Origin of the sequence: Candidatus Pseudothioglobus sp. Uisw_050_01, assembly GCF_048085775.1 — a bacterium.
In the GTDB taxonomy this organism is placed as follows: domain Bacteria; phylum Pseudomonadota; class Gammaproteobacteria; order PS1; family Pseudothioglobaceae; genus Pseudothioglobus.
Map to the genome: position 1 here is coordinate 504,773 of NZ_CP159804.1, position 24,592 is coordinate 529,364.

The 24,592-nt window shown below is 36.5% G+C and carries 25 protein-coding genes and 3 tRNA genes; 19 read left to right on the forward strand and 9 right to left on the reverse strand.

Annotation, left to right across the window (positions count from 1 at the left end):
• Nucleotides 1-4: 4 nt before the first annotated feature.
• The 3 genes from rsfS to ABXT51_RS02530 are packed head-to-tail and all read right to left on the reverse strand — an operon-like array spanning nt 5 to nt 1,657.
• Nucleotides 5-340 carry a ribosome silencing factor gene (rsfS, locus tag ABXT51_RS02520; protein ID WP_271537391.1) on the reverse strand — a complete coding sequence of 112 codons (336 nt, stop codon included), beginning with the start codon at nt 338-340 and terminating at the stop codon, nt 5-7.
• On the reverse strand, nt 330-938 hold the full coding sequence (gene nadD, locus ABXT51_RS02525) for a nicotinate (nicotinamide) nucleotide adenylyltransferase (protein WP_416696004.1): 609 nt from the start codon (nt 936-938) through the stop codon (nt 330-332). The genes rsfS and nadD overlap by 11 nt, the downstream gene beginning before the upstream one ends.
• The gene (locus ABXT51_RS02530; RefSeq protein WP_416696005.1) at nt 935-1,657 is read right to left on the reverse strand and encodes an MBL fold metallo-hydrolase; all 723 of its coding nucleotides are present in this window, start codon (nt 1,655-1,657) and stop codon (nt 935-937) included. Before ABXT51_RS02530 ends, nadD begins: the two co-directional genes overlap by 4 nt.
• An 82-nt stretch (nt 1,658-1,739) precedes the next feature.
• Between ABXT51_RS02530 and ABXT51_RS02535 the strand changes: the two genes are divergently transcribed.
• The 3 genes from ABXT51_RS02535 (at nt 1,740) to ABXT51_RS02545 (ending at nt 2,049) form a co-directional block, all read left to right on the forward strand.
• Nucleotides 1,740-1,815, forward strand: a tRNA-Ala gene (locus tag ABXT51_RS02535).
• Between the two features lie 17 nt (nt 1,816-1,832).
• Nucleotides 1,833-1,907, forward strand: a tRNA-Glu gene (locus tag ABXT51_RS02540).
• 65 nt (nt 1,908-1,972) lie between these two features.
• Nucleotides 1,973-2,049: transfer RNA gene (locus ABXT51_RS02545), tRNA-Glu, on the forward strand.
• A 2-nt stretch (nt 2,050-2,051) separates the two neighbouring features.
• On the opposite strand, the gene ABXT51_RS02550 is transcribed toward ABXT51_RS02545, so the two are convergent.
• Nucleotides 2,052-2,924, reverse strand: coding sequence for a class I SAM-dependent methyltransferase (locus ABXT51_RS02550; protein ID WP_416696006.1), 873 nt, complete (start codon nt 2,922-2,924; stop codon nt 2,052-2,054).
• A 331-nt stretch (nt 2,925-3,255) separates the two neighbouring features.
• Here ABXT51_RS02550 and ABXT51_RS02555 point away from each other — a divergent pair, with 331 nt between their 5' ends.
• From ABXT51_RS02555 to ABXT51_RS02595, 9 genes are all read left to right on the forward strand, one after another.
• On the forward strand, nt 3,256-4,209 hold the full coding sequence (locus ABXT51_RS02555) for an HpcH/HpaI aldolase/citrate lyase family protein (RefSeq protein ID WP_416696007.1): 954 nt from the start codon (nt 3,256-3,258) through the stop codon (nt 4,207-4,209).
• 2 nt (nt 4,210-4,211) lie between these two features.
• Entirely contained in the window at nt 4,212-5,393 is a 1,182-nt protein-coding gene (locus tag ABXT51_RS02560) for a malate--CoA ligase subunit beta (protein WP_416696008.1), read from the forward strand.
• A gap of 2 nt (nt 5,394-5,395) precedes the next feature.
• The gene (gene sucD / locus ABXT51_RS02565; protein WP_416696009.1) at nt 5,396-6,283 is read left to right on the forward strand and encodes a succinate--CoA ligase subunit alpha; all 888 of its coding nucleotides are present in this window, start codon (nt 5,396-5,398) and stop codon (nt 6,281-6,283) included.
• A gap of 76 nt (nt 6,284-6,359) precedes the next feature.
• A complete protein-coding gene (gene cysC, locus ABXT51_RS02570) occupies nt 6,360-6,980 on the forward strand; it encodes an adenylyl-sulfate kinase (RefSeq protein WP_416696010.1) in 621 nt (206 codons plus the stop codon).
• Nucleotides 6,970-8,799: a sulfotransferase gene (locus ABXT51_RS02575; RefSeq protein WP_416696011.1), complete on the forward strand. Its 1,830-nt coding sequence runs from the start codon at nt 6,970-6,972 to the stop codon at nt 8,797-8,799. Before cysC ends, ABXT51_RS02575 begins: the two co-directional genes overlap by 11 nt.
• Before the next feature lie 2 nt (nt 8,800-8,801).
• Nucleotides 8,802-10,442, forward strand: coding sequence for a tetratricopeptide repeat-containing sulfotransferase family protein (locus ABXT51_RS02580; RefSeq protein WP_416696012.1), 1,641 nt, complete (start codon nt 8,802-8,804; stop codon nt 10,440-10,442).
• A gap of 78 nt (nt 10,443-10,520) precedes the next feature.
• A complete protein-coding gene (rluD, locus tag ABXT51_RS02585) occupies nt 10,521-11,462 on the forward strand; it encodes a 23S rRNA pseudouridine(1911/1915/1917) synthase RluD (RefSeq protein WP_416696013.1) in 942 nt (313 codons plus the stop codon).
• A 21-nt stretch (nt 11,463-11,483) separates the two neighbouring features.
• Nucleotides 11,484-12,200, forward strand: a complete 717-nt coding sequence (gene pgeF, locus ABXT51_RS02590) for a peptidoglycan editing factor PgeF (RefSeq protein ID WP_416696014.1) — start codon at nt 11,484-11,486, stop codon at nt 12,198-12,200.
• Nucleotides 12,201-12,436: 236 nt separating this feature from the next.
• Nucleotides 12,437-12,817 (forward strand): SHOCT domain-containing protein, encoded by a 381-nt coding sequence (locus ABXT51_RS02595; RefSeq protein WP_416696015.1) that lies wholly within the window; start codon nt 12,437-12,439, stop codon nt 12,815-12,817.
• Between the two features lie 66 nt (nt 12,818-12,883).
• Here the strand turns inward: ABXT51_RS02595 and ABXT51_RS02600 are convergent, their stop codons facing one another.
• From ABXT51_RS02600 to ABXT51_RS02620, 5 genes are all read right to left on the reverse strand, one after another.
• The gene (locus tag ABXT51_RS02600) at nt 12,884-14,041 is read right to left on the reverse strand and encodes a DUF1501 domain-containing protein (RefSeq protein WP_416696016.1); all 1,158 of its coding nucleotides are present in this window, start codon (nt 14,039-14,041) and stop codon (nt 12,884-12,886) included.
• On the reverse strand, nt 14,034-15,485 hold the full coding sequence (locus ABXT51_RS02605) for a DUF1800 family protein (RefSeq protein ID WP_416696017.1): 1,452 nt from the start codon (nt 15,483-15,485) through the stop codon (nt 14,034-14,036). Before ABXT51_RS02605 ends, ABXT51_RS02600 begins: the two co-directional genes overlap by 8 nt.
• A gap of 218 nt (nt 15,486-15,703) precedes the next feature.
• On the reverse strand, nt 15,704-16,099 hold the full coding sequence (locus ABXT51_RS02610; RefSeq protein WP_416696018.1) for a S24 family peptidase: 396 nt from the start codon (nt 16,097-16,099) through the stop codon (nt 15,704-15,706).
• Nucleotides 16,087-16,899 carry a bifunctional DNA-formamidopyrimidine glycosylase/DNA-(apurinic or apyrimidinic site) lyase gene (gene mutM, locus ABXT51_RS02615; protein ID WP_416696019.1) on the reverse strand — a complete coding sequence of 271 codons (813 nt, stop codon included), beginning with the start codon at nt 16,897-16,899 and terminating at the stop codon, nt 16,087-16,089. The genes ABXT51_RS02610 and mutM overlap by 13 nt, the downstream gene beginning before the upstream one ends.
• An 87-nt stretch (nt 16,900-16,986) precedes the next feature.
• Nucleotides 16,987-17,547, reverse strand: a complete 561-nt coding sequence (locus ABXT51_RS02620) for a chalcone isomerase family protein (RefSeq protein WP_416696020.1) — start codon at nt 17,545-17,547, stop codon at nt 16,987-16,989.
• A gap of 131 nt (nt 17,548-17,678) precedes the next feature.
• Between ABXT51_RS02620 and ABXT51_RS02625 the strand changes: the two genes are divergently transcribed.
• From ABXT51_RS02625 to ABXT51_RS02655, 7 genes are all read left to right on the forward strand, one after another.
• Nucleotides 17,679-18,269: a urate hydroxylase PuuD gene (locus ABXT51_RS02625; protein ID WP_416696021.1), complete on the forward strand. Its 591-nt coding sequence runs from the start codon at nt 17,679-17,681 to the stop codon at nt 18,267-18,269.
• Between the two features lie 364 nt (nt 18,270-18,633).
• The gene (locus ABXT51_RS02630) at nt 18,634-19,539 is read left to right on the forward strand and encodes a hypothetical protein (RefSeq protein ID WP_416696022.1); all 906 of its coding nucleotides are present in this window, start codon (nt 18,634-18,636) and stop codon (nt 19,537-19,539) included.
• A gap of 145 nt (nt 19,540-19,684) precedes the next feature.
• Nucleotides 19,685-20,512 (forward strand): YgfZ/GcvT domain-containing protein, encoded by an 828-nt coding sequence (locus ABXT51_RS02635; RefSeq protein ID WP_416696023.1) that lies wholly within the window; start codon nt 19,685-19,687, stop codon nt 20,510-20,512.
• Nucleotides 20,509-21,888, forward strand: coding sequence for a sodium:proton antiporter NhaD (gene nhaD, locus ABXT51_RS02640; RefSeq protein ID WP_416696024.1), 1,380 nt, complete (start codon nt 20,509-20,511; stop codon nt 21,886-21,888). The genes ABXT51_RS02635 and nhaD overlap by 4 nt, the downstream gene beginning before the upstream one ends.
• Entirely contained in the window at nt 21,827-22,567 is a 741-nt protein-coding gene (locus ABXT51_RS02645; protein WP_416696025.1) for a type III pantothenate kinase, read from the forward strand. Before nhaD ends, ABXT51_RS02645 begins: the two co-directional genes overlap by 62 nt.
• Nucleotides 22,568-22,603: 36 nt before the next feature.
• Nucleotides 22,604-23,803, forward strand: coding sequence for a tryptophan--tRNA ligase (locus tag ABXT51_RS02650; RefSeq protein ID WP_416696026.1), 1,200 nt, complete (start codon nt 22,604-22,606; stop codon nt 23,801-23,803).
• A gap of 16 nt (nt 23,804-23,819) precedes the next feature.
• Nucleotides 23,820-24,554, forward strand: coding sequence for a pseudouridine synthase (locus tag ABXT51_RS02655; protein ID WP_271537910.1), 735 nt, complete (start codon nt 23,820-23,822; stop codon nt 24,552-24,554).
• Nucleotides 24,555-24,592: the final 38 nt, after the last annotated feature.

Sequence of the window (24,592 nt, forward strand, 5' to 3'; positions counted from 1 at the left end):
TAGGTTAATCCTCATCTTCCTCGGTAGACCATAATTTTTCTAATTTATAGAAGTCTCTGGTTTTTTCAGTCATTAAGTGAACAACAACCTCACCAAGATCAACTAAGGCCCACTCACTTTGTTGTTTGCCTTCGATTCCCAAGACAACCATACCAACTCTCTTAGCTTCCGTGCTGACATTAGTAGCCATACTTTTGACATGTTGTATTGATCTGCCGGTAGCTATAATAATCGCCTCTATATCATCACACTGCTTCATAACGTTTAGGGTTATAACATTTTCACCTTTTAAATCATCAATTACGTTTTCAACAATCTTTGTTTGTTTGTCAAGTGTCATATTTTTTTATAAAGCTAATTATGGAAGTAGGTAAAAAATTATCAAGATTTTGATTGGCGGCAATTTTACCTCTAATATCACTCGATGAAATATCTATCATTTGAGAATTGGAAAAATATAAGTATCCATTTGGTTTTGCTTCAAGTTGATGAGCATTCTTTGCTGTGTCAAAAGTTTCTAGAGCTTTACTAATTGGTTGATCGCCAATTCTTGGAAGCACAGCTAAATGAACCAACTTTGAGAATTCATCCCATTTTTTCCAAGTTTTAAAATTAATAAAGCTATCCATTCCAATAATTAAACAAATTGACTCATCTTTAAATGACTCTTTTAAGTCGAGTAGGGTATCAATCATGAAAGAGTTTCCGCCACGTAAAATTTCTCTCGTATCTATCTCAAGACTCGTGAACTCCTTAATAGCCAGATTTAGCATTTGAAGTCTTTCTTCTGAGGTGTAATTTAGAGAGTTTTTATGGACGGGCACGAAGCAAGGTAGCATAAATAGTCGATCAATACTGAGTTCATTTTTTATTGATGTAGCTGTTTGAAGGTGTCCAAGATGAACGGGATCAAAGGAGCCGCCATAAATTCCTATCATAGTAAGGCATTTACTTCATCTAGTGTCATTGGAGACATAGGGTACGTTCTAGTTGAGTCATGAACATGCATTCTATATCGAACAAACGTATCTTCATCTTTGATAAGTAAAAAAGGGTTTGCCTTTTTTTGCTCTGCTATTGTCGTTGTTATCTCTGATCCATAATTATGTCCACATAATAAGTGGATGTCATCTCCCACTTCAGCTAATAATTTTTTAAGTGAATGAAATAGCGTTACTGGATTAGAACCTGCAAGGCTACAAATGCCAACGCCATAAACGAATAATGTGTCACCAGCAATAAGGTGTTCATCTAAAAGGTAGCAAATGCCACCAGCAGTATGTCCAGGCGTTTCAATAATTTTTATTTTTGTTTCACCTAGCTTAATGATTTCACTATCTTTAACTGTGTGAACTTTATTTTCAATATTTAAGTAAGGAACTTCATTAACGCCAGCAGTAATTTTTGCACCTGTTTTACTGACTAAGTCATCAACCGCATTTGTATGATCACCATGCCAGTGTGTAATCCAAATATCAGTAAGGGTATATCCTTTACTATTTATTTTCTCTAAAAATAAGTCTGGCTCCCATGCGGGATCAACGATTGCACATGTTTTGGTTGCCTCATCAAATATAAAGTGAATTGAATTTTCATAGGCGCCAATATGATAAAGCACATCGATTGAGTATTGATTACTATTATATGTTTTTTCCATAATGCATTATTTTACCAATTTTGACTTGACTGAAATGAGATACAGATTATAATTTACGCTTTTGCTAACATCCTAGTTTCTTGGGGCTATAGCTCAGCTGGGAGAGCGCTTCGCTGGCAGTGAAGAGGTCGGCGGTTCGATCCCGCCTAGCTCCACCAAGCAAAATAGTTTTAATGTCGCGTTCGTCTATCGGTTAGGACTCCAGGTTTTCATCCTGGCAAGAGGGGTTCGATTCCCCTACGCGATGCCATTTTTTTTAATTAAAAAAGGCAATTTTAATCAAATTTTTTAATGTAATATCATCTAAAACCCTTTGTCCCGTTCGTCTAGTGGCCCAGGACGCCAGGATTTCATCCTGGAAACAGGTAGTTCAAATCTCCTACGGGACGCCACCTTAAATTAGTTTAGAGTTAGAGTTAGAGCTTGATGTACTCAAGTCTTTTTTTTTGGCAAGACACCTTATTCCACCTAACCTTCCATTTGAATAATATTTGCCAACAAAATTGTAGAATGAATTTAAGCTATCAACAACCTCTTTTCCATGAACTCTTATGTTTCTTTCTTTTTCACTATTGAATTGTATTACTCTATCTTTTGTAAACTCTGTCCATGAGCTAGACATATCTTCACTATAGATTAATTGAAAACCACTTTTCTCTAGATTTGAAATATATTTGTTAAAATAAGGGAGATGTTTTCCATAAATTTCTTTTTCTATTTCTTTAACCTCATCATCACTTAATTCTATTCGACTCGTTATGTCTTCTGTATAAAAAAAGCCATGCGGATTAAGTAAGTTATACAACTTTTTTAATAAAATTTCATGATTGGGTATGTGATATAAAGTAAGCCAGCTAACAACAGCATCAAACTTTTCGTTTTTAAAATCATAATCAAGAATATCCCCACAAATATGATTCACTTTATTTGATAATCCACATTTTTTAGTTAGACTATTAGCTAACTGATTTTGATCCGATTGAAGCTCAATTGCAGTAATTTTTGCTCCTGTTTTATTGGCTATATATCTTGCTGGACCGCCAATACCTGAGCCAATATCTAATATTTTAGACTTGTCATTTATGCCAAGTTTTTTTATAGATATATCAATTGCATCTGTTCCATGATAGTGAAACTGGTCAAACTTAGATAAATCTTTAACCATTAGATTGTCAGATGTTGATTTGCCTATTTCTCTGAGCTCGTTAAATATCCTCTCTACGTTATTGTAGAGCTTCATTGACTTGATATTTAAACTATGATTCATTCTTATTAAGTTGCTTTAGCCTCTTTATTTGGGGCTCAATAGATATGCGTATTTTATTATAGCAATAATTTTTCTTGGTTAAAATTTTAATTAGTACTTCAAGTTTTTTCAGTTTTAAACCTTAGTTTTGAAAATTTATATTGATCAATATTATAAGAGTTGATTTGACCTATATCTCCTGTGATTATTACTCAACTCACTAAGTTTTTTTATTGCTATAGTGGTTATTTAATGTACCTACTTCATCAAATTTAAATTGATAATTTTGTGTTAATTTGAAAGATACTGTTATTTTAGAAGTGCTTTAAAAAACTATATATAAGGAAATATTATGAGCCATATTATTTATGAACCAGTCAAGCAGAGGCTTCAGCGAAGTGAATTAGCAGTTCCAGGATCCAGTCCTAATATGTTTGAAAAAGCTCTAAAAAGTGGGGCAGATTTTGTATTTTTAGATTTAGAAGATGCTGTAGCGCCAGATGATAAAGTGAAGGCACGAAAAAATGTTATTGATGCACTGCAAGATTTAGATTGGCAAGGTAATGGTAAGACTATTTCTGTTCGAATCAATAGTATCGATACGCACTATATGTATCGTGATGTAGTTGAGGTGGTTGAGCAAGCAGGCCAGCATCTTGATACTATTTTGCTACCTAAGGCAGGCACAGCTTCAGATGTTTATATGTTGTCAGCAATGCTTAATCAAATTGAGACTTCTAAGGGCTTTAAACATCGAATTGGAATTGAAGTGCTGATTGAAACTACTTTAGGTATGGCTAATGTTATGGATATTGCTAAATGTGGCCGCGAAGAGCGACTCGAGGCGATGCACTTTGGGGTTGCAGACTACGCTGCAAGTTGTCGAGCGCGCACAACGGTTATAGGTGGTTTAAATCCTAATTACCCAGGTGACCAATGGCATGCTGGCCTATCTCAAATGTTAGTGGCCTGTAGAGCCTATGGAATCCGACCAATTGATGGTCCTTTTGGGGATTTTAATGATCCTGAGTCTTATAAAGATGCTGCAAGAAGAGGGGCTGCTCTTGGTTTTGAGGGAAAGTGGGCAATTCACCCTTCACAAATTGAGTTGGCTAATGAGATTTATACGCCACCAGAATCAGAAGTTTTGCATGCTAAACAAATTCTTATTGCATTAGATGAAGCAGCTATGGAGGGGCGTGGAGCGGCTCAATTAAACGGACGAATGATTGATGCTGCTTCTGCAAAGATGGCTGAAAATATTGTCAATACAGATAATGCAATAAATGGGAAAGTTATCGCGTAATTATGAATATTCATGAGTATCAAGCTAAGAAGCTATTAGCCAAATATGGAGTTCCAATACCAAAGGGTGGTATTGCTCACTCTGCGACTGAGGCAATTTACCAAGCAAGTGAGCTGGGTGGAAGTAAATGGATTGTTAAAGCTCAGCTTCATTCAGGTGCTCGTGGAAAAGCTGGCGGCGTAAAGCTATGTAACAGTCATCAAGAAATTGCTGATTTTTGTCATAACCATCTTGGCAACAAGCTTGTAACTCACCAGACTGGCCCTGAGGGAAAGATGGTTTCAAGCATCTATGTTGAAGAAGCGAGTGATATTGCTAAAGAGCTTTATTTTAGTATTGTTCTTGATAGGGCTACTCAAAAAGTCACCTTAGTCGCCTCCACAGAAGGCGGTATGGACATTGAAAAAGTTGCGGAAGAAGCGCCAGAAAAAATTTCAAAAATTATGATTGATCCTGCTGTTGGGATGCAGCCTTTTCAGGCTCGTCAGTTAGCTTTTACATTAGATTTACCTAATGAAGTTGTTGGTGCTGCAAGTCGAGCGGTAATGAAATGCTATCGTGCATTTCGCGATACTGATGCAAATTTATTGGAAATTAATCCATTAATATTGACAACTGATAATAAAGTTATGGCTATTGATGCGAAGATGACATTTGATGAGAATGCACTTTATCGTAGGCCAGAAATTTTAGAATTTCGTGATAAGACGCAAGAGGATCCTCGTGAAACTAATGCTGCTGAACATGATTTAAGTTATGTTGGCCTAGATGGAAATATTGGATGCCTGATTAATGGTGCAGGTCTTGCTATGGCGACAATGGATATGATTCAACATGCGGGTGGAGAGCCTGCAAATTTTTTAGATATTGGTGGCGGCGCATCTGCTGAAAGGGTTGCTACATCGATTGAATTAGTATTATCTGATGAATCTGTAGAAGCTATTCTGATTAATATTTTTGCTGGAATAAATCGATGTGATTGGGTTGCCCAAGGCATTGTGGATTTACTAAATAAGCGAGATATTGATATTCCTTTAGTTGTTCGCTTATCTGGAACTAATGTAGAAAAGGGACAGAAAATATTAAAAGATAGTGGAAAAAAAGTTATAACAGCAGATACCTTATCTGATGCAGCACTCAAAGTTGTGTCTGCATGGAAGCAAGCAAAAGAGAGTAAGAGTTAATTATGAGTATTTTTATTGATGAAAAAACCCCAGTTTTAGTTCAAGGTATAACTGGCCGCATTGGCTCTTTTCATACTCAAGAGATGATTGACTATGGCACAAATATTGTTGCAGGTGTTACTCCAGGTAAAGGTGGAACAATCCATTTAGGAAAGCCTGTGTTTAATACAGTTGAAGAGGCTGTTGAAGCTACGGGCGCAGAAGCTAGTATTGTTTTTGTACCACCAGCCTATGCTGCGGATGGAATTATGGAAGCAGCAGAATCAAACATAAGATTTTGCGTTAGCATTACTGATGGAATACCAACACATGATATGATTAGAGTGAAGCGCTATATTAATAGCGCTCCCCAAGAAAAACGCATGATTTTAACTGGGCCTAATTGTGCTGGCACGATTAGCCCAGGAAAATCGTTATTAGGCATTATGCCTGGGCATATTTATAAACAAGGCAGCGTTGGCTTGATTGGAAGATCGGGAACTTTAGGCTACGAGGCCGCATCTCAAATGAAAGATTTAGGTATTGGTATTAGCACCAGTGTTGGAATAGGTGGTGATCCAATTAATGGAAGTTCTTTCTTAGAGATTTTGAAACATTTTGAAAATGATGATGAAACGGAAGCTGTAATGATCATTGGGGAAATCGGTGGTCCCCAAGAGGCAGAAGTAGCTGAATATTTTGAAAAACATATGAATAAGCCAATGGCAGCATATATTGCTGGGCTAACAGCTCCTGCTGGACGAACAATGGGCCATGCAGGTGCCATAGTTAGCTCAAGTGGTGAAAGTGCTGCAGAAAAGGTAGTTATTCTTAAAGATGCTGGAATCATGGTTGCTCCTACTCCCTCTGATATGGGTTCTACAGTGGCAGCACTCTTAAAAGGTCATTAGATATCTAAATATATTTATCTGGTTGGACTATATAATATCTTTATTTAACCTAATACTTTTAATCTAGTATTTCAAAATGAAGAGCTTAAATATAACCTATCATAAAGCCTCAGTAACTCGTGAAAGGCGAAATAATTTAAATAATCATCCTTCAATAGTACTTTGGTTTACTGGGCTTTCTGGCTCTGGTAAATCTACTTTGGCCCATGCATTGGAGGAAAAATTATTTCAAAGAGGCTGCAGAACATTTGTGCTAGATGGAGATAATGTTCGTTATGGTTTAAATTCCAATCTTGATTTTAGTAAGACTGATAGAGCTGAAAATATTCGCCGAATTAGTGAAGTTAGTAAACTGATGATTGAAGCTGGTTTAATTGTAATGACTGCCTTTATTAGTCCATTTAAAAAAGATCGGAATGAAGCTAGAAACTTAATTTCTAATGATCACTTTATAGAGATTTTCTGTAAAGCTAGTATAGAAACTTGTGAGAAAAGAGATGTTAAGGGGCTATATAAGCTTGCAAGGGCAGGGGAAATAAAAAACTATACAGGTATTGACTCTCCTTATGAAGTCCCAGAAAATCCAGAATTAATAATTAATACTGATAAAGAGACATTAGATTATTCGGTATCCAGGATTCTCAAATTTCTTGAGAGAAAGGATTTAATTATTAAGGATGAATTAAATGAAAATTGATCAGAAAAAACTTTTAGCTCAAGCGGAAAGATTTTCCAATAATGGTAATTTAAAAAGAGCAAAAAACCTTTATCTATCTATCCTTAAAGATAATCCTCAAAACCTTCAAGCAATTAAGGGGCTTGAGGCTTTAAAGGAAGATAAAAATGTCAATAATCAGCTTGAGTTATCCCAGGAGCAAGTTAACTCTGTTATTGCTCTATACTCAAGCGGAAATATTCAGGATGCAATAGATAAAATTAAATCCTTAAATAATGACTTTCCTAATGTGCCATTACTTTTTAATATTTTAGGCGTTTGTTATAAGTCACTTGGCCAGCTTGCAGCTGCTGCTAAAATGCTTGAGACTGCAATAACTATCAAACCCGACTATGCTGAAGCTTATTACAATCTTGGTGTTACTCTTGCTGCAAATGGAGAGCTAAAAGCTGCAGTTAAACCTTATAAAACTGCTATAGCTCTAATTCCAAATTATCCCGATGCCCATAATAATCTTGGAAATATTTTCAAAAAACTTGGTAATTTTAAAGCTGCGATTGAGAGTTATCAATGGGCAGTTTCATATAAGCCAGGTAAATTTGCAGGAACAGAGTTTAATCTGGGGACTCTTTTTAGTGATATTGACCATAAGACTGCTATTAAGCATTTTGAAAAGGCAATAGCTATTAAGCCAGATTTTGCTGAGGCCTATTATAGTCTTGGTCTAGTTTTTAAAGATTTAGGGCTAAAAAATAAAGCTATTGAGAGTTATAAAAAGGCAATTAATATTAGGCCAGACTATATAGATGTTTATAAGGATTTAAGTAATATTCAGAAATTTAAAAAAAATGATATACATTTACTTCATATGCAAAAACTTTTAGCTAAAAGTGATTTGAGTAAATTAGACTCTATAAACTTAAATTTTGCATTAGCTAATGCAAATGAAGGCCTTAAAAATCAAGATGAACAATTTAAATTCTTAAATGAAGGCAATCGATTGCGAAAAATAGATTTGAACTACTCTTTTGATAATGATCAGCAATTATTTTCGAAAATAAAAAAGAAATTTAAGTCCCTTCCTTCTATTGTTGAAAAGTCTTCTTACTGGACTTCAACGATAAGGCCCATTTTTATTGTTGGAATGCCAAGATCTGGCACATCTTTAATTGAGCAAATTATTGCTAGCCATAATGAGGTTTTCGGTGCAGGTGAATTAGATTTTTTAAATAATATCATGTTTAAAGAATTAAAAGAGCAATCAGATAAGGATGGTTTTTCTGAGAATGCTTTGCTTTCTATACGCCAAAATTATTTAGATTCACTTTCTAGATTAAATACCTCTAAAAAAATTATTACAGATAAATTGCCTTTGAATTTCCGATATATTGGATTTATATTGTCAGCCTTTCCTGAAGCCAAGATTATTCATGTTAAAAGAGACGCTGTTGCTACTTGCTGGTCTATTTATAGACATAGTTTTACTAGTAATGGAAATGGCTATGCTTATAACCAGGAAGATATAGCTAAATATTATGAGTTATATTCAGAACTCATGGACTTTTGGCATGAGTCATATCCAAATCAAATTCATGATGTAGGTTATGAAGATTTGACCATCAACCAAGAAGAAGAGACTCAGAAGTTATTGGAATATTGCGAGTTAGAGTGGGATGAAAACTGCTTAAATTTTCATACCAATGAACGCGCCGTTCAAACTGCCAGTTCAATACAAGTTAGAAAAAAGATTTACCAAGGAAGTTCTGAGGCTTGGAAAGAACATGAAGCATATTTAAAAATATTAATTAAAGGACTTAGCTCTTTCAGAGCATCAAGATAACTATGGCTGTATTAACACAAGAACAAATTACATTAGTTACAACACTTTATAATAATGGACAGATACAAGAAGCAATAGATAAAATCAAAGCCTTAGATAAAGACTTTCCTAATGTGCCATTACTTTTTAACATCTTAGGTGTGTGTTATCAATCAATCGGCCAGCTTCAGGAGGCTTCACAGGCCTTTTTGAACGCCATAAAAATTAAATCTGACTATACTGAGGCGCATTTCAACCTTGGACTCATATACCAACGGCTAAATAAATTAGACAGTGCAGTAAAGGCTTATAAGAATGTAATATCACTTACTCCAAATTACCCTAGTGCCCATAATAACCTTGGAATTATATATTTAGAAATGAGCCAGTTAGATTTTGCGGTTGAACATTTTGAGTGGGCACTGGCTTATAAATATGATTTTGCAGAGGCCTATAATAATCTTGGTGCTACCCTTCAGAAGCAAGGTAAGCTTGATCTTTCCTTTAATAACTTTAAGCAAGCAATAGCAATTAAGCCAGAATATGCACAAGCTCATAGTAATCTTGGAAATTTATTTCAAATTAGAGGGGAAGTAGATTCTGCAGTTAAAAGTTTTGAAAGTGCAATAGCTCACAAGCCTGAATATGCTGAAGCCCACCGTAATTTAAGTATTCTAAAAAAATATTCAGAAAATGATGTACACATTACTCAAATGAAATCACTTTTTTCTAATACATCTCTGAACAACTCAAACAGAATGCACTTAAGCTTTGCTTTAGCTAAAGTAAATGAAGATTTAGGAAGGGAAGACCAGTTATTTGAATGCTTGAATGAAGGTAATCGATTACGAAAAGAGCAGCTAAATTTCTCTTTTGATAAATTTGAGAAACGCTGCTCTGTTATTAAAAATCTATTCAGCACAACTCTTTCCATAATTGAAAAACCTTCAACAATAAGGCCTATTTTTATTGTTGGAATGCCAAGATCTGGCACATCTTTAGTTGAACAAATTATCTCTAACCATCATCAAGTATATGGCGGTGGTGAGTTGGAAGATTTCTCTCATATTATTAATTCAATTCTTCAAGATGAATTAACTACTGATAAGGCAAGTTTATCTAAAAAAACCATAAGCTCTTCACGTCAAAAGTATTTAGATGTTCTTTCTAGATTTAATACCACTAAAAAAATTATTACCGATAAATTGCCTTTGAATTTCCGATATATTGGATTTATATTGTCAGCCTTTCCTGAAGCCAAGATTATCCATGTTAAAAGAGATTCTATGGCAACATGTTGGTCTATTTATAAACATTATTTTAGCTCTGAAGGAACTGGGTGGGCATATAGCCTAGAAGATATAGCTAAATATTATCGATTATATTTAGAACTTATGGAATTTTGGCATGAGATATATCCAAATCAAATATATGATCTAGGTTATGAGGACTTGACCACCAGCCAAGAAGAAGAGACCCAAAAATTATTGGAATATTGTGAACTAGAGTGGGATCAAGACTGCTTAAATTTTCATACCAATGAACGTGCCGTTCACACCGCCAGTTTAATGCAAGTTAGAAAAAAGATGTATCAAGGAAGTTCTGAGGTTTGGAAGCAATATTCAGCTCATCTTGAGCCGCTAATAAAGGGACTTGGCTTTTGATGAGCAATATTTTTCATTTTTCATTCATTAGAAAGTTCGATTAGTTAAAAATAATAAAAGGATAGTTAAAATATTTTTATGAAAACTCTCACAATTATCATTCCAGAGAGAATGTCAGGAAATAGATTAGATGCCTCATTATCTGAAATGCTGCCTGATCATTCGCGCTCAAAAATTTCTGCATGGATTAAATCTGGAGATGCTTTAATTAATCAAAAATTTTTTAAGCCAAAAGACAAATCTTGTGGCAATGAAATTGTTTATTTAACCTTTAATCAGAAGCAAACTAATGACTGGATTGCTGAGAAGATTCCATTAAATGTTGTTTATGAAGATGAAGATATTATTGTAATAAATAAGCAATCCGGTCTTGTTACTCATCCAGGGGCAGGAAATTGGACTGGTACTTTAGCAAATGCTCTACTCTATTATGATTCAGATTTATCAAAGCTTGATAGGGCTGGTATTGTTCATCGATTAGATAAAAATACTTCAGGTTTAATGGTTATTGCAAGAAATGAAAAATCACAAAAATATTTAGTTGAACAGCTACAATCTCACCTAGTTGAAAGAGAATATTCTGCAATAGTTTACGGACATATGATTGCAGGTGGAACAGTTGATGAACCTATAGGACGAGATCCAAGAGACAGGGTTAAACAAGCCGTTTTAACAAGTGGAAGAGAAGCTAGGACTCACTATAGAGCAATTGATCGGTTTAAAAGCCATACTCATGTGAAGGCAATTTTAGAAACTGGTCGGACTCATCAAATACGCGTTCATTTGTCTTATGTTGGTCATTCTTTGATTGGAGATCCAATGTATGGTGGCAGAGTTCGTTTTCCAAAAAAAGCAAGTGAGGAGCTAAAGGATGCTCTACTTAATTTTAAAAGGCAGGCACTTCACTCAAAAAAATTAACTCTAATTCATCCTATTTCAGGAGAATCAATGTCATGGAAGATACACCTACCAGATGATATGGCAGGGTTATTGGAAGTATTAAAAAAGTGTGATTCCTGATAATTTTGACTAATTAAAATTATGATTTTTTTTCCAAATAACATTAAGTTACTTTCAACACCAAGGCTTTTAGAGGGTGGGAGAAGCAAAGGTAACTTTGATAACTTTAATTTGGCTCTTCATGTTGATGATGATCAGAACTCAGTATTGGCAAATCGTGACTTATTGTTAAGGCACTATAATTTACCTTCTGCGCCAGCATGGATTAATCAAACGCACTCTAAAATAACTGTTGATGCTGATGCAATATCATCAATAGTGAATGCTGATGCAAGTTATAGCAAAAAAATTGGGACTGTTTGTGGAGTTCTTACAGCTGACTGCTTACCAATTTTTGCTTGTAATAAAGAGGGAACCGTTGTTGGAATTGCTCATGCTGGCTGGAGAGGTTTAGTTGACGGAGTCATAGAATCTTTAATTGAATCTTTGAATTGTAAAGGAGAAGACTTAATAGTTCACTTAGGGCCGGCAATTTCTCAATTATCTTTTGAAGTAGGAGGTGAGATTAAATCTCAATATCTTTCTAAAAATAAAAATTTTGAAAATTGCTTTACTTATTTAAATAATAAATATTATCTTGATTTATATTATGCAGCAAGAGTGGTACTAAAAGGCTTTGGAATTAGTTCAATTAGTGGAGGTGATAGGTGTACTTATAAAGAGTCAGATCATTTTTTTTCATACCGAAGAGATGGTAAGTACTCTGGAAGGATGGCTCATTTAATATGGATGGAGTAGCTTTAAGAGCTCAAGTTGATATACAAACTTCGATGCCGGTAGTGGGAGGCTCATTGTTATTGGGAAGGCATATATATGCAGACTTTGATACCCGGAGGAGAGGCTAATTGAGCTCGGCTAACTATTAATAATAACATCGGAGGGGGTTTGGATAATAGTTCAACTTGCAATATTTCTAATAATTCATAGATAATCATGGTATTCTGATTTAAATAAATTTGAAATTTGGTGATTTTATGAAAAGTCTACTTCTCCTTTTAACTCTATCCTTCTTTTCGACTATAAGTTATAGTGGTACTTCTTATCCGGCTGATGATTCTTCTAAAGAATTATCAAATGAACCTGCTCCGACTAAAAGTTGTCCTGATGGTGGTGAACCAACAAAGAGTGTTTCTGATGATGGTTTTTATTTTGTATACAAATGTGGGGGGGGTGGGGGTGCAGCAGAAGTACCGATAGTATCTCCAAAAGCCAAAGTTTCGTCTGAAACAACATCAGATTTGGGGGAAGATGACTATATTGCAAAGATTAAAGAAGCAAAGGCATTATTAGATTCAGGGATTATTAGTGAAGAACAGTTTGAAAAAATGAAGAAAAAGATAATCGACAATATCTAATATGCTGCGTTTCATAAGGTATTAAATATGAATTGCGCCTAGTTCATTCAAAGAGCTAAAAAGCTTTTACGAAAAAATATAGTCATAGACACGAGGTAACTTAGGAGTGAAAAAAATCTCACTCGCTATTTTGTCGTGTTCGAGCCCTAATGATCTCTCAATGCATGCAGCACAAACTGAACGGTAATCTAATGTAGCCATCAAATCTCTACCATCAAATTGTTCTTTTTTACTTAGCCCTGGCCATTGTGTTATGATGCGGCTTTTTGAAATAGTTCCACCTGCTAGAAGGCCAACACTTCCGTAACCGTGGTCAGTTCCCATTGCACCGTTGACAGCCACAGTTCTGCCAAACTCTGTCAAAGTTAGTATTATGCTTCTATCCCAAGCATCTCCAAGACCTTCACGATAGCCAGCAATGACGTCGTCGAGTACCTCCAGTTGCCTGGCATGATTATCATTCCTATCATTGCCATCATTTGAGACTTGATTGGCGTGTGTGTCAAAACTGCCTACGCGAATAACAGAAGCGACAGGACCATTTTCTTTGGACATCTCTTTGCCAGCATATTCAGCCAACCTAACGGGATGTCTTGGAACTAGTGACGCTTTTGTATTTTTTTTACTCAGCTTGGAAAAAATTTGAGCTTCATCTTTACTATGAGACATTGAGATTAGATTAATTAAATCACTATTTAGAGTTGAGTTTCTAATTTTTGCAGGGTAGAAATTATCGATATCTATATTTCCTCTTAGAATTAAAGGCATGTCAAGTGAAAAAGCTTTTCCTGGGACCTGTGCTAAATCAAGCGACCTACCCAGCCAGCCTGTTTTTTCAGCAAACGGGCTGAGTCCACCGCCTTGCACTAAGTTTTGTCCTTCAAAGTGCGACCTTCTGACATAAGGAAAGGAGGTTGCATGGACAACCGAGGCATTATTTTTTGCTATTAATCTTGAAAAGTTGGGAAGTGATGGGTGAAGGCCAAAGAATGAGTTGATTTTCGTAAAATTTTTTGGTGTTATTTTTTGTCTCATTGTTATGAGGTTTGGATCTCCATAAGGTGGAACAGCAGTAAGACCATCCATTGCACCTTCCAAAAGGATAACCGAAATATTTCCAGGTGGCTTGTCTTTCGTGTATCCGGAAATAGGAACGCCTGCGAGAAACAACGAAGCTCCAGAAAATTTTAGAAAGTCTCTTCTTGACATTTTATATTTAGACACTTTTTAACCCCATCAATTCAGGACTGCACATCAAGGCAACAAAGCGACTTCCTTTATCACTTCCTACACTCTCGACTAAATTACGTGTGGTCATATTTGCCCCGATCCTGTCCATTATTTCTTCTGGCGAAGTTTTAGGTTTTCCAACTTTATATATAGCGTCAGCAAACCTTATACGACGCTCAAACATTTCAACTGAAGACCATTCCTCCTTTTTACTCGAATAGCCATCAGGCTGATTATTACTCCAAAAATTCTGGCCTAATTCCTCAAATATATCTTCAACATCCATTAAATCATTATCGTAGTTATATATATTTTGCCAACCCTTGAAGAAAGTTGCATCACTAAGCCTTAGAACCTGAAAAAGCCACATCATAGGCCACTGAAATTTATCATCTTTAGAATTAATAGCACGATCAATGACAGCAGAATGTATCTGGTCTAGGTCGCCTTTACCACGTCTCCATGAATTGGCAATGAAGTCAATGTCTTTTTTCTGAGGATTTTCGCTTACAAAGTGTTGACAGAGTTTTTCTGAAAGATGCATTATCGTGTATTCGTTTGAAGCAAGGTAATTAGTCAATTGTCGAAGTCCACCCTTGCCTGCACCGATTTCCTTACCCAGTATTTTTTTGTTACCAGGCTCGGCGTATTGAGTTTTATACATATCCCAGTGATCTGTAGTACCTCCTTTTTTCTTTAATTTTTCTTCACTATCGCCAAGATATGCTCCCCATCCTGCCAAAGTTTTCGCCGTCTGTCTTATGTCATTTTCGCTATAACCTGCCTTTTGTGAGACGGTATGAAGCTCCAACAACTCTCTTCCCAGATTGTCGTTTAAGCCTGACTGGCAATCTACTTTTTGTTTGCACGAAATGTTATACTTTGAGTCCTCTCCAGAGCTCCAGATATTGTCCAGATAAGCCAACATCCCAGGGTGAGTGGTTACTTTGTATAACATGTTGGAAAACGAACCATTCAAGTTGGCTAAAATCGCCTCCTCCATTGCATGTCCAACCACTTGCCAAGCACCATTACTGTTGCTAATTGTGAAATGGTTAGCCCAAAACGACATCAAACGCATCCTGATTTGGTCTTTGCCATAGACGTTTCGATGGGCAAATTTCATCTCATCTTTCTTTTCCATGCGGTTGTCTTCTCGATTCGCTCGCTTTGCTGACTCAAGCTCTTGGCCATCTTTTCTTTCCTCCTCTTTTTTCCTGTTTTCTTTGTATAACCTAAAAAGCCTAGCGCGCTCTTCAAGATCAGGCTGCATGGACTGAGGCCAAGGCTCAACTTTTCCAGTCTTGCGGCTAATTCCAAGTGCTAGAGAATCGGCATGTAATTGAGAGATTGCCCAATTTTTTATGTCTTTGGGTAGCTTAGTACCTGGACGAAACATGAGGCCAATTTTTTGAGCAACTCTAAATTGTTCATTCATTTATTTAAGTTCAAAAAATTAATTCACATAAAAATTGAGTATATCACTCAGGAATGTATTTTTTTGATTATTAAAAAAATATTAAGGCAAAGTTTTGGCTTTAAAAAGCAATTGATAGTACTTATACCAAATACAATAGAGTATCAAAACAACTCTACGCCATTTACGAGCTAGATAAGTATTAGAGAGCCATAGTAAGGCTATTATGAAAGGCTTGCTTATTTCTCTTTACCTTTAACACTAAATTTCATTTCTCCATTGTCTTTATCAAGTAAGTAATAGTGCAGTGATTTCTGCTTGCGTTGTTTTTGCTGAGTGATACATCCACGAACTTCAAAATCATTATTTAGCTCTATATCGTCGTATGAAGAGTTAAGGCATCTCAATAGCTGCTTATTATTTTCGATAACGAACTGACGAAAGTATAGCTCATCATTAAAATCAATAATGACATAAGCTTTATTATGAATTGGCATTCCAGGATCAACAATGATAATGGAATTTTCACTGAATTCAGGCGACATCATATTACCAATGTTTTGAAGCGCATATGGCTCTGAATTAGTTGAGCAAGTGCTTTGAAATAAAGCCTTGGGGTTGTCTAATGCTGACATTGAGGGCAATAATATGTGGCTCTTTGATTTTGTATTATTTTTTTAATTTTACCATCACATCTATTACAAGGCATATCATTACGGCCATAGACAGATAAGATTTGAGAAAAATAACCAGGTTCACCATCAACATTTGAAAAATCATTTAGAGTGGTGCCTCCATTATTAATGGCATCCGATAATATTTTTTTTATGCATTGAGTAAGTTTTTTGTATCTATCCCTTGATGTTTTTCCAGAAACTCTTTTTGGAGAAATTCCTGCCAAAAATAAACTTTCAGATGCATAAATATTACCAACACCAACGACAATATTACTATCCATAATAAAAGACTTTATATTTTTTGTTTTACCGATTGATAAATTATATAGTGAGTAGTCATCAAACTCATAGCTCAAAGGCTCTGGACCAAGATTGTTTAACAGTTTCAGTTGTTCATTATTTTTTTGCCAAAGGATTGAGCCAAAACGACGCGGGTCATGAAAGCGCATACTAAAAGAGTTGTCGAATTTTAGTTCAAAGTGGTGATGCTTTTTTAATGGCTCACTTGAGGGCACTACACTAATAGAACCAGACATTCCCAGATGCATTACTAACTGTCCAACTTCAAAGTCTACCAATAAGTATTTGCCACGTCTTGATATTTTTTTAATGATTTGATTTTTTATAGTTTTAATAAGATGAAAAGGTATTTCCCACCGAAGCTGTTTTTTATAGATGTGAACAGATAAAATTTTTCTTTCAACAATTAAAGGCTCTAGGCCTCGTCGGGTAGTCTCAACCTCAGGAAGTTCAGGCATTTTTCTGTTATTGGCGATGAACAGGGTCAAGTATTTTGAGGTAGCTTTGCCAGTCTTTAAACGAAGCGGTATGGACTATCATGAAAATTAACCTCCTAGCATGGCTTTTTTCAAACTTTTTTGAATTGGACTACTAGATAAGAAAATTCCAAAAAAAGCCTTTTTAAATTCTATTCCAACAATTGTGTCAATGTATTTGGAGTTTTTAAGGACGTCAACTCCTAAATCTGGGAGATAAATGAATTCATAAAAATCACCAGAACCAACGTCACTATTAAATGAGGCATTTAGTTGACTGATCTCTTTCATAATTGGGGATGTATTTTTTCCAGTTGATTTTTCTAACCCTTCATTTAAAGCTGTTCTCATTGCTTCAGGGGTTACTAAAGAGGACAAAACATCGATACGGATGGACATTGGCGCGTCACTTTTAATTATTTCTTCAGCATTGCTACTAGAAGACTCTAGATAAAGGCTACCTTCATAAACCTTCATGAAAAACTTTATCCTGACTCCTTTACCATTAAGAGTGAGCTTTGCGCCTTGATACTCAATCTCGCTCGGAGGTTCAGCAGCATATGCTGGAGCCAACGAAAAGAAACTAAATAATAGGATTAATGGTAGAAGTCTTTTAAAGTTATTAAACATATTGATTTCCTAAATTTTTATTTAAAATTAAATCAATCATATTATAATTACAAATATAAATTACAAAAATACATTTCCCTAATTATGAACAATTTATAATAATGATTTTATAACTAAAGGAAGTTATTTTTATGAATCCATTAACCTCTGTTAAAGGCACTATTGCATCAGGCTTTGTTTTGGCAATTCTTGTTGCATTTTATTTGTCACCTGAAGGCTCATCTTTAATTCAACGTAACCTTAGTGTATGGCTTCACGCACTTGCAGGTGTTACTTGGGTTGGGCTTTTGTATTACTTTAATTTTGTTCAGGTTCCCGCAATGGCTGAAGCGCTAGCTGATGAAGGCGGTCCTGGGCCAGCTGCAATTGGTAAATATATTGCTCCAAAAGCCTTATTATGGTTCCGTATGTCAGCAGCAGTGACATGGCTAACAGGGGCATGGGCACTTTCATTGGGCTATGGTTTCACTAACGCATTTCTTTTAAAGCCTGGCGCTGAAATGATTGGCTTAGGATCTTGGTTAGGAACTATTATGCTATTTAACGTGTGGGTCCTTATTTGGCCAAATCAGAAAAAAATCCTTGGTATGGTTGAGGCTAGTGCTGAGGAAATTGCTAAGGCAAAGTTCACTGCAGCTATGGCTTCACGTACTAATGTAGTGCTTTCGGTTCCAATGCTTCTGTGTATGATTGGTGCTGGTCATGGTGGGTATTTGTTTTAAATAACTAAGATTAAGTCAAACTTTAAAACCGGGTTCGCCCGGTTTTTTATTTTAATAAGTAAAAAAACAACAAAAATGCACAAAAGCAACAAAAAAATTCCAAATTAAATGAAAAGAATAAAATATTAACAATTAATGAATTAATACATGCAATGAAATAAAGCAGGAGTTGCCTATTCTACAAACGTTAATTCAGAAAAATATATGAATTGTTGAAAAAAAACAACTAAATGTATTATTTTTACAAAAAGTTGTTGACAATGACATAAGAAGTGATTATTATTGATGTATTGTTATTCGTAAGAGTAGCAAAAGGCTGCTAAGGAAGTCCTTAGCAATTAATATATTCTAAATGGAGAATAAAATGAAAAAACTAATCGCACTATTTGCTGTATCGACCATTGCGTCGACTTCAGCGATTGCAGCTGTTGAAATGGGTGGTTCAGCGTCAGTATCATACGATGACAACGGATCAGCTGGCGGCGCTGTAAATATGGATGGAGCTTCAACAACTACTTATGATGCTGACATCACTTTGACTGGAACTACTGGTAGTACTACAGTAAACTTAGGTTGGGACGTTGATGGAACAAATCCTACACTTAATATTGGTTCAATGACTACTACAATCGGACCTTTGTCGGTTGCTGTAGACTTCTATAACGAAGATAACTCTGACGCTGTTGATGATATCGCACGTACTGGTATGCCTAATGGTAACGATGACGGTGGTGTAATTGCTGACGCTACAGTTGACAGAAGCATTACTGTAAGTCTAGATGCTCCTATCGGCGATGCTACAATCGGCCTTGATGATTCAGGTGATGTAACAGTTAGTGGTACATGGTCTGGTGTTACTCTTGCTCATACTGTTAAGGATGGCGCTGACAAAACTGTTGGTTCAGCTTCAATCGCGGGAATGGATGTTAGTTTGACTAATGACGGTGGAAGCTCTACTTGGAGCATTGGAACAACTGTTGCTGGAGCAGCTATCACTTTAAATAGTGATAAGTCTATCTCTGCAGCATTCGGTGTAACAGGTAACATTGTAACTGTATCTCACACTGCTGAGCGTGCTGCTGCAACTGCAACTGCAAACGCTGGTTCAGGCGCTTCAGCTGCAACAATTGCTAACACAAATGCTACTGATATTAGAGACGCGTTTACTACAATCGCTATCTCACGTGACCTAACTTCAGGCGCGGCATTAGCAGCTACATATGATACTCTTGATAGTTCACTTACACTTAAGGCTTCTGTTGCATTCTAAATTTGTTTAGATGTAGTAGTTGACTTAGGAATAAGTTAGTGTCACAAAACCCAGGGCTTGCTCTGGGTTTTTTTATACTCAATGAAAATTAAAATTAATGAAAAGTGATTAAAATGCATGTAAACATTCAAAAAAATAAAAAATAATGCAAGTAACTTTAAATGATCGAGCACTGTTAAAAATTTCAGGAAGTGATTCTGAATTATTTTTGCAAAACCAGCTTAGTAATGATATTAGTAAGCTTGATAATTCTTCGGCCCAGTTAAATGCCTATTGTCAGCACCAAGGAAAAATTATCGCACTTTTTTGGGTGATGCGCTATGAAGGAAGTCTTCTTCTTTCCTTTCCAATCGATCTTGTTGAAAAAATACATTCTCGACTTCAAATGTTTGTAATCATGTCTGATGTTGTAATTCAAGATGTATCAAATGAATTCTGTCAGATTGGCTTAATTAATGAAACTAATGAAAATGCATTTAATATTAAAGATCAGTTGTCAGTCCTACTCAAGAAAGACAATAATGTAGCTGCAGTAATTGATGCTGAGTCAATTGATATTTGGCATAAGGCTTGTATTGACTCACTGCTTCCTGAAATCTATCTATTGACTAGTGAAAAACTGGTGCCACAAATGCTTAATTTGGATATTAACGAATTTGGTGTTAATTTCTCAAAGGGTTGCTATCCAGGCCAGGAAGTGGTTGCAAGGCTTCACTATCTGGGCTCTGCCAAACGTCGCCTGTTTGCTTTTCAGTCAAGCTTAGAAATTAATATTGGTGATTTACTTTATTGCCCTTCTTCAAAGTCTGCCCAAGCTAGAGGTGCACGTTATAAATCTAGCGGAATAGTAATATTTAGGATAAAATATAATTCGAATTTTTACTGTTTGGCTACTCTAGATGTTGAGCTTAAAGATGCAAAAATAACCCTTAATAATGAACAAGGTCTAACACTAACAAGAATAAAAAAATGAATAAAATATTACTAATAATGCTTGGTTTAACCCCAAGCTTAACTCTCGCCTCAACCGATGCTGTAAATCTTGACTTAACGAGTCACTGGGCTGGCTATCTTGCCATAACGCTATTTGTTATTGCTTATGCCTTTGTGATGCTTGAAGAGTTCACACATTTTCGTAAGTCAAAGCCAGTTATTTTGGTTGCTGGATTAATATGGGGAATTATAGGTTGGGTGTATGCCTCCAAAGATATACCACATGCAGCAGAGGCAGCTCTAAGGCATAATTTTTTAGAATATGCAGAGCTATTCTTATTTTTGTTAGTAGCAATGACTTATATTGAGGCGATGCGTGAGCGCCTCGTTTTTGAGAAATTGAAGGTATATCTTATATCAAAAGGATTCAGTTATAGACAGCTATTCTGGCTGACAGGATTTATAGCGTTCTTTATGTCGCCTATTGCTGATAATCTTACTACAGCGCTTGTCATGGGCGCAGTGGTCTTGGCAGTTGGTGCTGGGAATGCAAAGTTTATTTCGGTGGCGTTTGTGAATATCGTTGTTGCTGCTAATGCTGGCGGCGCGTTTAGTCCGTTTGGAGATATTACTACGCTTATGGTCTGGCAGAAGGGTCTGGTTGACTTCCAGCAGTTCTTTGTCTTATTCTTTCCATCACTGGTTAATTTTCTTATACCCGCTGCGATCATGCACTTTGCAATTAAAAATGAGAAGCCAGAGGTTGTAGATGAAGTGGTTGTTATTAAGGATGGCGGCATTGTGATAACCTTTATGTTTTTGTTGACGATTGCAACAGCGGTAAGTTTTCATAACTTCCTGCATCTCCCACCTGCGATGGGAATGATGACAGGACTTGGATACCTTATGGTAGTGGGCTACTTTATTAAGGTTAGGCATAACTCGAATGACTCAATTTCAGAGAGGTTTGATGTATTTAGAAAGGTCTCTAGGGCAGAGTGGGATACTCTACTCTTCTTTTTTGGCGTTATTGTAAGTGTTGGTGGTTTAGGCTTTATGGGTTACCTAGCATTAGTTTCTGAGGCGATGTATGTTCAGTTGGGCGCTACCTATGCAAATGTTTTAGTAGGCATCCTTTCTGCCATCGTTGATAACATTCCAGTAATGTTTGCAGTCTTAACGATGACTCCCGACATGTCTCTGGGTCAGTGGCTCTTGGTAACACTCACTGCAGGCGTTGGAGGAAGTATGCTTTCTATCGGATCGGCGGCAGGTGTTGCGTTGATGGGGCAATCACAAGGACACTATACGTTCGTCTCACACCTTAAATGGATATGGGCTATTGCTCTAGGCTATGTGGCAAGTATTTTCATGCACTTATGGATCAACGCAGCCCTCTTTGATGTCCCAATCTAGCCTCTTTATTGATATAGGTAACTCTGCTGTTAAGTGGCGTACATGTGACTCTGAGGTTTTTACTGAGGCCGTAGATCTTTTTTCATTAGAATTATTGCCCAAAGCGGATTCAGTTTGGGTGAGTGCTGTTGCGCATCCAAATATCGTGCAAGCCATAAAGGCTCAATTTTCTAACGTTAAGTTAGTAGAGCCGTTAAAGCAATATGGAAGATTAACCTTGTCCTATGATGATCCATCTAAGCTTGGTGTTGATCGTTTTCTTGCTATGCTGGCGGCTCTTGAGCGCTTCCCAAATCCACCTTTACTAGTAATTGACGCTGGAAGCACAGTTACCTTTGACGTTATTGACGCTAAAGGAATGCACCAAGGCGGACTCATAATGCCTGGCATTCGGGCCCTAAGAGAAAGCTTTGTTAAGTTTTCAACAAATGATTTATCGATAAACACTTCTGAGCTGAAAAATAGTACTGAGGGGGCGTGGCAAAGTGGAACTCATGCAATGCTTGTGTCAGCAGTTAATTCTCAAATACATAATTTTGAATTAAAATACCCAGGCGGCGTTATAACTATCTGTGGCGGCATTGTCAAAGAGATAATTAAAGAGCTTCCTGTATCGGTTAAATCCTTTGATAATTTGGTTTTGGATGGCCTGGAAAGCTATAGCCAATCTATGGGATAATTGAGACATTAACATTTAAGCCTTCTATTAAGCACTATGAAAGATCATCGAGTATTATCTGGAATGCGGCCCACAGGCCAATTACACCTTGGCCACTATCATGGGGTCCTAAAAAATTGGATCCAACTTCAAAATGAGTATGACTCTTATTATTTTGTTGCTGATTGGCACGCCTTTACAACACACTATTCTGACAGAATTAATTTAGAAGAAAATGTTTCGGATATGGTTGTTGACTGGCTGGCAACTGGCCTTAATCCTAATACTTCTACAATTTTTGTTCAATCTAAAGTGCCAGAACATGCAGAGCTTCATTTACTGCTCTCGATGACAACCCCTCTTAGCTGGTTAGAAAGAGTGCCATCTTATAAAGACCAGCAAGAAAAACTTAAGACTAAGGATCTATCGACCTATGGTTTTTTGGGCTATCCTCTATTACAAAGTGCTGACATATTAATTTATAAAGCTGGCCTGGTTCCAGTTGGTGAAGATCAGGTCGCGCACGTTGAATTTACCCGAGAAGTTGCAAGACGCTTTAATTTTATTTATGGTCGCGAAGCTGATTTCGAAGAGAAAGCCGAAGCCGCTGTGACTAAGATGGGTAAAAAACAATCAAAACTCTATAGAGCATTAAGAAAGTCTTATCAAGAGACGGGTGATGATGAGTCTTTAATTAAGGCAAAAGCTTTACTTGGTGAGCAGCAAAATATTACTCTTGGTGATAGAGAAAGGCTTTTAGGGTATGCAGAAGGCTTAGGGAAGATAATTTTAACTGAGCCTGAGGCTCTTTTAACCAAAGCATCTAAAATGCCTGGCCTGGATGGACAGAAAATGTCAAAATCTTATAATAATATGATTTCCTTGAGAGAGAAGCCTGAAGCCGTCAAGCAAAAAATTAATAGAATGCCCACTGACCCTGCTCGCGTTAAATTAACTGACCCGGGTGATCCAAAAAAATGCCCAGTATCACAGTTACATCAAATATATTCATCAGAAGAAACTCTCAAGTGGGTAAATGAAGGATGCACAAAAGCTAAAATAGGCTGCATTGAATGTAAGATGCCTGTTATAGAAGCAATTAATGCTGAGTTAGAACCTATCCAAGAGAATATAGCAAAGTATCAATCCAATCCAAACCTTATACAAGAAATCATCTTTGAGGGCTCAGAGAGTGCAAGGGTAGTTGCGCGAAGCACAATGGAAGAGGTTCGAGATGCGATGGGTATAACCTACTAAAAAGAGATAAAACTAAATGTCAGAAAGACTACAAAAACTTATTGCCAATGCTGGCTATGGATCAAGACGCTGGGCGGAAAGGCTTATAGAGCAGGGAAGAATTTCTGTCAATAACAAAGAAGCGACGCTTGGCGATAAGGCAACAATCGCCGACAAGGTAACAATTGATGGAAGGTTGATAGACCTAAAGCGTTATTCAGAAGAAGAGACTAAGGTGTTGATGCTCAACAAGCAAGCAGGCGTTATTTGTTCAAATAAAGATGAAGAGGGCCGTAAAAGTGTATTTGACTTCTTGCCCGAAAATACGCGTTGGGTTATGGTGGGTCGACTAGACCTTAATACATCTGGGTTGTTACTATTTACTAACAATGGAGATCTAGCAAACAAGCTAATGCATCCGAGCTCTGAAATAGATAGAGAATATGCAGTGCGCGTCTTAGGAAGAGTTAGTGATGAGGATATAAAACAATTAATTAGTGGAATAGAGCTTGATGATGGGTTTGCTAAATTTCATAAAGTAACTCTTGGCGGCGGCGATGGTGCAAATCGATGGTATCACGTTGTTGTAAGGGAAGGCAGAAAAAGAGAAGTTAGGAGACTTTGGGAGGCTCTAGATTTTAAAGTTTCAAGGCTTATTAGAACAAGATTTAGTGACATTCGGATGCCAGATAACTTACGTGCAAATCAATCTGAACTTCTTAAACCTAAACAAGTTCAAGCGTTACTTAATGCTGTTAAATTAAAAGGTTAATTTAATCTTCTTTTACAGGCTTTAATTTACTTTTCAAA